This window comes from Marisediminitalea sp. (assembly GCF_984433645.1).
The window spans coordinates 23,684-34,908 of sequence record NZ_CFIDRX010000021.1 but is presented as its reverse complement, the minus strand read 5'-3'; the positions used below and the strand labels follow the sequence as shown (position 1 = coordinate 34,908).

Sequence of the window (11,225 nt, the reverse complement as noted above, 5' to 3'; positions counted from 1 at the left end):
GGAGCAGAAGAAAGCAGTAGATTAATTGCATCTTGTAGAGGTAACCAGGGATTCGCAGCCATGAGAATGTCTTACAATTCAATGAGGCGCGCAGTATAACACCAATGTTCAGGCTGTGGGGAACAGAATAGCGGCAAACAAGAAGACCGACAGCTCTTTGTTTGCCGCTGCAAGTATTAACTGTTGGCTTTGCGGTATTCTTCGTAATCCATGTTGCTTAACCACACGGTCTGGTAAGGTTTGAGCTGCATAAAGCCGAGCACATCTTCAACCTGTTCACGACTGATAAGATCAATCCAGTTGTCGGTACCAATTAGATTAATATCTGACAACAGAATTGACTGTTCCTCATCGGTAACGTTACTGATACAGAAAATGCTCTGTCTGCGATTCAGACTTTGACGCCAGTAACCAAACAGTTTGTTACCTAACTGCAACGTAAACTGCGTAGCATTCGGGTGGAACGCTTCCTGGGCTTTACGAATGCGAATCAACTGCGACAAACGGGTTAGCACCTTGTGGTGCTGAGAGTAGGGCGAGTCGAGCAATGTCTCAAGTTCGCTGTATTCCCAGCGCTTGCGGTTTATTGAACGATTTTGTCCAGTATTCGCGACTTTTTCGTAATCGTTTGACGTGCCCAGCAGGCTGTGAATATACAGGCCTGGAATACCTTCCATACCCAGCATAATGGCATGCGCGCACAAGAAGCGGTCGATCTGATACTTGTCGGGGCCTTTTACTGTGCCTTGCATGGCATCAAACAAGGTTATGTTGATCTCATAAGGCTTCTGCTGACCATTTTCAGAAGAACGCCACGAAATACGCCCGCCAAAATTTTGCATAGCCTGCACTAACGTACCCAGTTCATCATCACTCAGTAACCCTTCTGCCGGTCGTAACCCAATGCCATCGTGTGAGGCAATAAAGTTAAAATACGTCGTGCCGTTTTGCGCCGGTGGCATGCTCATCATCCAGTTTTTCAGATAAGTACAATCGCCGCTCACCATGGTGTTAACTAACAGAGGCGGAAGCGAGAAGTTATATATCGCATGTGCTTCGTTGGCATTACCAAAATAGGTGAGGTTCTCACGGTTAGGGATGTTAGTTTCAGTAATAATAATAATACTGGGGTCAACGTGCTCAATGAGCGTGCGCATCAGACGAATCACTTCGTGGGTCTGCGGCAGGTTGATGCATTTAGTGCCGATAATTTTCCATAGGAAAGCCACGGCATCTAAACGAAACAGCTTGGCACCATTGTCGATGTAATGTTTGATGATTTGGATAAAGGTCAACAATACCTTGGGGTTTCTGAAGTCAAAATCCACCTGATCATGACTGAACGTACACCAGACATGTTGCGTACCGTTGGCGGTTTCGGTTTCTCGCAACAGGGGGCTGGTGCGCGGTCGGGTCACTTCAGACAGATCATCAGACGGGTCTGCGGTCATGAAAAAATCACTCCCGGGACCCTCGCCCTTAATAAAGTTGTCGAACCAAACACTGCGTGACGAGCAGTGGTTGATCACCAAATCAAACATCAAACCGTAATCGGCGGCGATACGGTGTATGTCAGACCAGGTGCCAAGCCCTTCGTTAACACTGGAATAGTTAATTACCGAAAAGCCGTCGTCCGAGCTAAACGGGTAAAACGGTAAGATATGCACCTTGTTGATGGTACTTTTACAGTAGGTATGTAAAAAACGATACAAGGTAAACAACGGCGATTCGTGCTGATTCATCACACTGTCGCCATAAGTGATCATTACGATATCCTGTTCATCCCAGTAATTCTGGTGGGGCGCAGGGATCTGAATGTCTTCTTCGTTATTTAAACCAATGGTGTTCATGAGCTGAGTAGCCAGCTCACCCATTGGGATATCTGTCACCACATCCGCATAAATAAACTGCAGGTGGTGACTGATTTTTTCGTGTAAGTAATCCCAGTGTTTCGTCATTGGCTACCCTCTGAACTCTTCAGTATCTGCTTCAACGGCCTCCAGTAAACGATCCAGAATATCCGGTACCGCACTGGTTACCCGGTTCCAGCTTGGAATAAACGGGGTTTCCATGGGGTTTTCCAGGAAGTGTTGGCCGGCTTTCATGATATTGCTGGCAAACATTTCTACGGCTTTCTCTTCGCTGTGGATATCCAGCGTTAAGCCGTTCATTACCGCATCGTTGTGATAGGTCTCAATAAAGTCCAGCGCGATTCGGAAATACGTGGCTTTAATAGAACGGAACATCTCGTTGCTAAACGAAAAGCCCTGTGTGGCCAGTTTTCTGAATACCGCTTTAGTGATGTCGATAGACATCTTAGACAACCCGCCTTGTTCGTTGTTGAGCGACAGGTCCTGGTGTTTGTGATCGTAGGCATCGGCGATATCAGCCTGACACAAGCGGTTGTGAGAATAGTTGCGATGCATTTCAGACAATACGCCGATTTCCAGGCCCCAGTCACTGGGGATGCGAATGTCATTCAACACGTCACGGCGGAACGAAAATTCACCGGCAAGTGGATAGCGGAAGCTGTCCATAAACTCAATGTATTCGTTATCACCCAGTGTGCGTTTTAATGCGCGTAGCAGTGGGGTAACTAACAGGCGCGATACACGGCCGTTGATTTTGCCATCGGCAACACGTGCGTAGTAACCTTTACAGAACTCATAGTTAAACTGAGGGTTAGCGACCGGGTAAATAAGGCGAGCCAACAGGTCGCGCTTGTAAGTCACAATGTCGCAGTCGTGCAAGGCAACCGATTCAGCTTTATTCGACGCCAGAATATACCCCATGCAGTACCAAACGTTTCGGCCTTTACCGAGCTCTTTTGGCGCAAGATCAAGGGCCTGCAACTCTTCGTCGATGGCTTTTAAGCGCGGGCCGTCGTTCCATAAAATACGGTGATGTTGTGGCAGGCGTTTAAAAAAGCCCTGTGCGTGACGGTACTGATCGGCATCTGCGCGATCCAGACCGATTACAATTTCCGACAAATAAGGTACATCTACCAGTTCGTCGACGATATGGGATAGCGCTGGCCCTTCCAGTTCTGAAAACAGTGAAGGCAGAATCAGTGCCATCGGACGCTTTTGCGAGAATCGCAGCAACTCTGCTTCAAGCGCTTCTGTTGAGCGGCTTGCCAGGTTGTGTAACGTGGTAACTACACCGTTTTGATAAAAATCGGCCATGTGTCCTCCTAATCTTTCAATGAAAGCAATTGTGTGAGCATTTCTGTCCAGCCTTCAGGGCCGAGTAAGGTGCTGGTATAAACATTATCTTTTTTATTGAGGGCAGGAGGCTGATGGGTGGGAGAGGCAATGCGTACTGCAATATCCGCCGCTTCCATCATCGCAATGTCGTTTTTGCCGTCGCCCAGTGCCAATGACGTGACATCGGTTGCGGTTTGACGACGATATTCCTCCATAAACCAGCGCAGGGCTTTACCTTTGGTACACTCACCAGAAATGTGAATAAATCTGCCACCTTCAAGCGGTGTGGCACCGCGTTCTTTCACGGCTTGTAAAAACGCTTGTTTCCTGTCTTCTGTGCCAAGCCAAAGCACGGGTTCGCCATATTGACGTTTCGCAGCCAGTTGCGCGTCTTCTTCGCTCAAACCAGTTGCGTCCATAATTTCCTGAACCGACATTTCGCTGAAATGTGTGAATTCTGCTGCAAAATCGGCTTTTACTAACTCAAGTAGTTTCAGCCAGTAACCTTTGGACGATATAAACGACTTACACCAAAAGCCGTCCTGCCAGGTAGTACCCGCAGGCTTTTGCTCAAAAAAGCCGTGGGGAATAAATGCAGCGGCACCATTTTCAATAATAAACGGGCCTTTCAGACCTATTTTTTCGCGCAGCTCAACCATTTCCAGAAACGTTTTACTGGTGTTCGGGATCACGGGCGTGCCCTGCGTTTTTAACTTATCCAACGTGGGGACGGCGGCGGCAAAACTGTATGTATGGTGATCGAGCAATGTGCCGTCCATGTCGGTAAAAATCACAGTGTCTGACTGTTTCATTCAACTACCTTTTCTCTTTTTTGTTCTACTTGTTGTATTTGGCGCTGTGCATCCAGGTGAAACACATAATCACACTTTGCCGGCAAAGTGGCTAATCCATGTTCAGTTAAGCGCTGATAATGCTGTATAAAACGCGCTATCTGTTGGTCTGACATAATACCGGGATGGTCGCTGCCAACACGGGCGGCTAATTTGTGCTCTTGCTCTGTACGCCATTGATACACCTGATCGAACGACGGCGCTTTTAACATAACCCAGCTTTGCATTCGGGCATACAGTGGTACGTAGTGATTAGCGAGCTGACGATTAACAAAACGGCGCCAGATGCCCAATGAATCTTCTTCTTTCTCTAGGGTGTTCACTGGCACCGAAAGCGCCGCCTCGGCTTGTGGCATAACACCCCAGCACCATCCTTCCATCAATACAATGTCAACCGGGGTATTCACCACAGGCCATTCTGTAACGGGAAAAGGATTATCAATTGCTTTGTTGAATCGAGGGATGGAGGCCGTGCCGTAAAGACCAAGCTGTTCGTACGTTTTTAAAGCCAGCCTTGTGTCGTGGGTACCAGGCACGCCGCGGGTAGCCAGCAATGGGTGAACTTTTACCGCCAACGCATTGCGGCTGGACTGGTCCAGATAGAAATCATCCATCGACAGAGACACGACTTTCAGGTTTTTATGCTGTGAAAGGTAATACACTAAGAAGTCACACAGCGTTGATTTTCCAGACCCCTGGCAGCCGTTGATGCCAACGAAATAGGGACTCTTTGCACCAATTTGGTGCTCTGCTAAATCCTCAGCTAATGGAATGAACCATTTTTGTGCGATGTCTTTGTAGCTTTCCGGGAGCTGATGTTCTTCAAGAAATAAAGAAATATCCATGGCGCTGCCTTATTTTATGAGCTGATAGCACAGTTTCTAAGGTGATTAGTTAATGATGCCTACAACATCTGTGCCAAAGTTAGATAAAACCCGATCGTACAGCGATGAATAATGAGCCAAATGCCAGTGTTGCACAAAAATTGGTCGTTTGCAGTGGTTGGTGAAGAAATATTTGTCGAATTGCTTGTCGCGCCACAGAATAAAAGCCACATCGACAAGTGTGGGCTGTGTAAAATTTACAACAAAGCGGCCAGTTTTTGTTGGCACAGGCCGCTTTAAGGATTTACTTCTTTGTTGCTGTGATCACGGCGCGAGTAGGGGCAGGATAACCTTCGATAGTTTTGCTGTGATCATTGGGGTCGAGAAAGTCGACCAGAGAGTGGTTTGTCATCCAGGGTGTGGCACGCTGCTCTTCAATAGACGTAACACTGACATCGACGGTTTTACAGTCGACGAATCCAAGGCGCGTCAACCATACTTTTAACGCCTCGCAACTCGGCAGGAACCACACGTTACGCATTTGCGCATAACGTTCTCCGGCCATCAGTACCGTGTTCTCATCACCGTCGACAACCAGGGTTTCCAATACTAATTGCCCGCCTGGCTTGAGCTGGTCCTTCAATTGTTGCAGAAACAACATGGGATCTTTGCGGTGATATAGTACACCCATGGAAAACACTGTATCAAACGCCTTTAGCGGCTGCATTTGTTCAATACCCAGAGGTAACAAGTGTACTGGCGCGTCGCCAATGAAGTGTTTAGTCGCCAGAAACTGAATAAGGAACAGCTGTGTGGGGTCAATGCCGTAAACATTAGCTGCGCCTTCTCCGCGCATACGCCACAGGTGATAACCACTTCCACAGCCAACATCCAGCACCTGTTTCCCTGCCAGCGGCGCAATATGGGGCTTTACCCGATCCCACTTCCAGTCAGAACGCCATTCGGTGTCGATATGAATGCCATGGATATGGAACGGGCCTTTTCGCCAGGGCATAAATTGCTTCAGTAAACCTTCAATGTGTTTCTGTTGATATTCAGACACCGGGGCATTGTTGTTTACTGTGACGCTGTTTAACAGGTCAATATTATCAGCCTCTATGGCAGGTAACTTATCAACCAGCTTTTGCCACTTCTTGAACTCACCGTGCAACGCGCTGCGATACCAGTCGTCCATTTGTTGGGGCAGGGTATTTAGCCAGTGGGCCAGCGGACCTTGCAGTAAATCCTGATAAGCCGCGGAAAACAAAGCGTGTGCACTCATTGATTTACCTTACTTAATTGCCACTAGAGACATAAAATTGTAGCACTTGTACCACATCACCACGTCGGAAAAGCCGATTTCGCGTAAACGGTTTTCATGGGTAGAAAAACTATCAATCAGCATAACGTTTTCAAGCGCCGCACGCTTTTGACTTATTTCCAGTTCACTGTAGCCGTTTTTGCGTTTAAAGTTGAGGTGCAGGTTATTAATCAGGTCGTTACCTGAATCCTGTTCATGTTTCACCTTTTCAGACAGCACAAAAATACCACCGGGGTTCAGACCATCATAAATGGTTTTTAACAGGGCTTTTCGTTCATCGGGTGCGATAAACTGCAGTGTGAAATTCATAATCACCATAGATGCATTTTGAATCTCAACAGACTGGGCATAACCTTCCGACACCGCTATCTGGTTTGGAAGATTAAAGGCGTCTACGACGCGCTGGCAGCGTTTTACCATGGCCTCCGAGCTGTCTATAGCATAAATCTGGCACTGGTCTGGCGGACAGCGTCGCGCAACCGACAGTGATGCGGCCCCCAGTGAGCAGCCAAGGTCAAACACATTGGATTGAAGGGTTACGTAAGCCTGCCCAAGTTCACCAATGGTATCAATGATGGTTTGATAACCGGGCACTGACCGGTTGATCATATCAGGAAATACCTCAGCTACCGCGTCATCAAAACAAAAATCGCTAACGTGCTCACGGGGCGTAGCAAAAATATTGTCTTTATTGGCCACTTTTTCTCCAATGCTCGAATTACGGCCGGCAATTTTACTCTGCCACCGCAGAAAACCAAGCAAAAAACGAAAAAAATCACCAAGAATCCAATTCTTTACTTCATTATGTTAATCTTTAGTATTACCCTATGCTAAATATGCAGTAGAAAGCGATTTGAGGCCTTTATAGATGCGATTTGTTATTGCTGATGACCACCCGTTATTTCGGGAAGCACTGTCCGCGGCACTCACCCCTTTGTTCGATGGGTTAGAGGTATTGGAAGCTGAGACAACCGAGGCGCTGTTCGATATTTTACAGCGCAATGATAACGTTGACTTATTGCTGTTGGATTTGTCTATGCCAGGATCTAACTGGTTCGACACACTGGCCAATGCGAAAGAAAAGCTCCCGGAATTACCGATTGTGATGGTATCTGCTAACGATGACATTGATGTGATTTCTCAATCAATGGCCTTAGGGGCGTCGGGTTATGTGCCAAAATCAACCCCAACGCGCACTATTGCTGAAGCAATTGATATCGTGCTTGGTGGAGAGCAATGGTTACCAGCAGACATTGCGGAAAAACTCACAGACCACAGCAGTAATATGAACGATATGCTGGAGCGGTTTAAGGAACTGACGCCAAAGCAGTTACTGGTGTTGCGTTATGTGCGTTCAGGTATGATGAACAAACAAATCGCTCATGAAATGAATGTTACGGAAGCAACGGTTAAGGCACATATCAGCGCTGCGTTGAAGAAACTGGATATTAACACTCGTACCCAGGCGGTACTGCTGATGGACAAACTGCAAATCAATTAATTTTCCACACGAGGTGCCGATGAACCCACGCATACCTAAAGTAGATCTTCATCGGCATCTGGATGGAAACATCCGACCGGCAACCATTTGGGAGCTGGCACAACTCCACCAACTTTCGTTACCCGCTTCTTCGGCTGAAGGCCTGATTCCGTTTTGTCAGATTCAGGATAAAACCAGTGACTTATTAGCGTTTCTTGCCAAGCTGGATTGCGGCGTTTCAGTATTAGCCAATACCGACGCTTGCCATCGCATCGCTTACGAAAATGTAGAAGATGCCCATCGGGAAGGGCTCGACTACGTTGAGTTGCGATTTTCGCCTTATTACATGGCGCAAGCGCACCAACTGCATATTGCCGATGTAGTAGAAGCCGTTGTTCAAGGCTGTAAGGACGGTGAGCGTGATTTCGGTGTCAAAGTTAACCTCATAGGTATTCTCAGCCGAACATTCGGTACCGACGCCTGCTCGCAGGAGTTAGCCGGGCTTATCGCACATAAAGCCGATATAACCGCGCTGGATTTAGCCGGCGATGAACTGGGTTTTCCCGTGCCGCTTTTTGTCGAACACTTCAAGCAGGCGAGGGATGCAGGCTGGCACATCACCGTGCACGCCGGAGAAGCTGATGGACCACAAAGCATCTGGAATGCCATAGAATTACTGGGTGCACAACGCATTGGGCATGGCGTTGCAGCCCGGCACGATGACAAACTCATGGCCTATCTGGCAGAGCATGCTATAGGTATTGAAGCCTGTCCCACTTCTAATTATCAGACCGCTACAGTAACCGATACTGCTAATCATCCTTTGAAGACGTTTTTGGATGCCGGCCTGGCTGTGACATTAAATACCGATGATCCTGGCGTGTCAGCGATTGATTTAGCGCACGAATATCGTGTAGCCGCATCTGTGATAAATTTGACGCAAAACGAGTTAGACGCTGTTCAACGAAACGCGGTAGAACAAGCGTTTTTATCTGATACCGATAAACAGCAATTATTCGAAAAAGCAGCATACCGCTAAGGTTTTTAGTTCTGCACAAACAAAAAGGAAGCCATTTGGCTTCCTTTTGCGTTTTTGGATTGAGGCTTTGCTCGTTAACGGATAGCGGCCACCAGTTCTTCGTGATCAAAGTCGTCAACGGCAATGATCTTCGCCCGGCCTTTTTCGGTCCGGCGAAGCAACTCAGCTTCTTCTTCCGTTATCAAATCCTTCTCAAGGGCGATATCGGCAAGCTTGTCGAGCTGAGTAAACTGACGCTTCTCACCCAATGCTTTGCAAACCTTGTCGAAAACAGGCTCAGAGGCCAGTACATCGTCCAGTGTTTGCTCCAGTTCTCCAGGCAGGCTGCCAGGTTCACGAGTTAGATATTGACCGTCTCCCAGGCGCGTGCGCGCTGAACCAGGTGTTTGTAGCAATTGAGCGATTTCGTGCTCAGTTACGTCACTTGGTTTTGAAACACGGTGTCCGAATGGGATCAGCTTCAACTTCAGCACTTTACCTAACCAGCTAACAGGGAAGTTATCGAGGAAGTCAATTAGCGCGGTTTCCAACTGGTAAATACAATCTTGCATAGCCCAGTGCATCAACGGTAAATCTTCGTGCTGACGACCTTCTTCGTCAAAGCGTTTCAGGGTCGCACTGGCCAGGTAAATGTAACTCAACAAATCACCCAGGCGAGCAGACAAGCGCTCGCGGCGTTTCAATGAGCCGCCCAGAATTCCCATAGACAAGTCGGTTAACAACGCCAGGTTGGCGCTGTAGCCCTGAAGCAACTGGTAGTAACGCGCCGTGCTGTCTTTAAACGGAGACTGATGGAAGTACCCATTTGTCAGCGTAAACCAAGTACTGCGAACCGCGTTCGCTACTGCAAAACCAATGTGTCCAAACACGGCTTTGTCGAAGGCCTTAAGCGCTTCGTCCTTATCGTCAATGGCTGCCGCTTTGATTTCTTCCAGTACATAGGGGTGACAACGCATCGCACCCTGACCGAATATCATCATGTTACGGGTCAGAATGTTTGCCCCTTCCACGGTAATGGAAATCGGCATGCCCTGATAGCCTCGACCCAGATAGTTATTTGGACCAAGCATGATCCCTTTACCACCGTGAACATCCATCGCATCGTTAACAACGGTGCGAGAGCGTTCGGTCAGATGATATTTACAAATCGCTGAGATAACAGATGGCTTCTCGCCCAAATCCACGCCTACGGTAGACAAGCGGGTAACGGCATCCATCATGTAGGCATTGCCACCAATACGGGCAAGCATTTCTTCTACGCCTTCCATGTGGCCAATTGGGATCTTAAACTGACGACGGATACGCGCATAAGCGCCCGTCGACATTGCGCAGGATTTCGCGCCACCTGCAGAGGTTGAGGGCAGGGTAATACAACGGCCAACCGACAGACATTCCATCAGCATACGCCAGCCTTTACCGGCCATGTCTGCGCCACCAATAATAAAGTCCAGTGGTACAAAGATATCGTTACCGCGTACCGGCCCGTTCTGGAATGGCGTGTTAAGCGGGAAGTGACGGCGACCAATGTCCAGTCCTTCAGTGTCATGGGGGATCAGCGCACAGGTAATGCCGATGTCTGTTTTATCACCCAACAACTTGTCTGGATCATAGAGTTTGAATGCCAGTCCGACTACTGTCGCAACAGGTGCCAGTGTGATGTAGCGCTTGTCGAAGGTCAGGCGCATACCCAGTACTTCTTTACCTTCCCATTCGCCCTTGCAAACAATGCCCTGATCAGGAATTGCGCCAGCATCTGAGCCGGCTTCCGGACTGGTCAGAGCGAAACAGGGAATTTCATCGCCGTTTGCTAAACGGGGTAAATAGTGGTCTTTCTGTGCTTGCGTACCATAGTGTTGAAGCAACTCACCCGGACCCAATGAATTAGGCACACCCACGGTGCTTGAAAGCACTGCGCTGGTACCAGCCAGTTTTGCTATAACTCGAGATTGTGCGTAGGCTGAAAAATCCAGGCCGCCATATTCTTTTTTGATGATCATGGCGAAGAATTTGTGTTCTTTCAGATAAGCCCATACCTCTGGCGGTAAGTCAGCGTCTTTGTGGTTTACCTGCCACTCGTCAATCATGCTGCAAACCCGATCAACCGGGCCATCGAGGAATGCTTGCTCTTCAGCCGTCAGGCGCCCTTTAGGAATGGCGTGCAAGGTATGCCAGTTTGGACGACCTGAGAAAATTTCGCCATCCCACCATACGGTACCCGCATCAATCGCTTCCTGTTCAGTCGACGACATTTCAGGCATGACTTTGCGATAGAAGGCCAGCATGGGTTTGGTGAGATAAGGAATACGCACAGACGGAACCACGAAAGGTACCGCGAGTAACGCGAAGAGCACCCAGCTAAAAAAGCCCAGGCTGCCAAACAAGGTAGCAATAAGCAGCGCGGAAGCGCCGGTTATTACCGTGTTGCTCATTGAACATCGTTGATAGGCACAAACGGCTAGCGCCACCAAGACTATCAGTATCCACACTAAATCAGACATTGTTAC

At 48.2% G+C, this 11,225-nt stretch carries 9 protein-coding genes; 2 read left to right on the top strand and 7 right to left on the bottom strand.

What is annotated here, in order from left to right:
- Positions 1-176 precede the first annotated feature (176 nt).
- The 6 genes from AC4MRN_RS04905 to cmoA form a co-directional block, all read right to left on the bottom strand.
- Entirely contained in the window at positions 177-1,958 is a 1,782-nt protein-coding gene (locus tag AC4MRN_RS04905; protein WP_491202654.1) for a sugar phosphorylase, read from the bottom strand.
- A gap of 3 nt (positions 1,959-1,961) precedes the next feature.
- Positions 1,962-3,185 carry a glycosyltransferase family protein gene (locus tag AC4MRN_RS04900; protein WP_073324640.1) on the bottom strand — a complete coding sequence of 408 codons (1,224 nt, stop codon included), beginning with the start codon at positions 3,183-3,185 and terminating at the stop codon, positions 1,962-1,964.
- A gap of 8 nt (positions 3,186-3,193) precedes the next feature.
- Entirely contained in the window at positions 3,194-4,018 is an 825-nt protein-coding gene (locus tag AC4MRN_RS04895) for an HAD-IIB family hydrolase (protein ID WP_491202653.1), read from the bottom strand.
- The gene (locus AC4MRN_RS04890; protein ID WP_073324638.1) at positions 4,015-4,902 is read right to left on the bottom strand and encodes a kinase; all 888 of its coding nucleotides are present in this window, start codon (positions 4,900-4,902) and stop codon (positions 4,015-4,017) included. Before AC4MRN_RS04890 ends, AC4MRN_RS04895 begins: the two co-directional genes overlap by 4 nt.
- Before the next feature lie 283 nt (positions 4,903-5,185).
- Positions 5,186-6,163, bottom strand: a complete 978-nt coding sequence (cmoB, locus tag AC4MRN_RS04885; protein WP_491202652.1) for a tRNA 5-methoxyuridine(34)/uridine 5-oxyacetic acid(34) synthase CmoB — start codon at positions 6,161-6,163, stop codon at positions 5,186-5,188.
- A 9-nt stretch (positions 6,164-6,172) separates the two neighbouring features.
- On the bottom strand, positions 6,173-6,901 hold the full coding sequence (cmoA, locus tag AC4MRN_RS04880; RefSeq protein ID WP_491202651.1) for a carboxy-S-adenosyl-L-methionine synthase CmoA: 729 nt from the start codon (positions 6,899-6,901) through the stop codon (positions 6,173-6,175).
- Positions 6,902-7,070: 169 nt separating this feature from the next.
- On the opposite strand from cmoA, the gene AC4MRN_RS04875 reads away from it, so the two are divergent.
- On the top strand, positions 7,071-7,703 hold the full coding sequence (locus AC4MRN_RS04875; RefSeq protein WP_073324635.1) for a response regulator transcription factor: 633 nt from the start codon (positions 7,071-7,073) through the stop codon (positions 7,701-7,703).
- A 19-nt stretch (positions 7,704-7,722) separates the two neighbouring features.
- Entirely contained in the window at positions 7,723-8,721 is a 999-nt protein-coding gene (gene add, locus AC4MRN_RS04870) for an adenosine deaminase (protein WP_491202650.1), read from the top strand.
- Positions 8,722-8,795: 74 nt separating this feature from the next.
- On the opposite strand, the gene fadE is transcribed toward add, so the two are convergent.
- Positions 8,796-11,219: an acyl-CoA dehydrogenase FadE gene (fadE, locus tag AC4MRN_RS04865; RefSeq protein ID WP_491202649.1), complete on the bottom strand. Its 2,424-nt coding sequence runs from the start codon at positions 11,217-11,219 to the stop codon at positions 8,796-8,798.
- Positions 11,220-11,225: the final 6 nt, after the last annotated feature.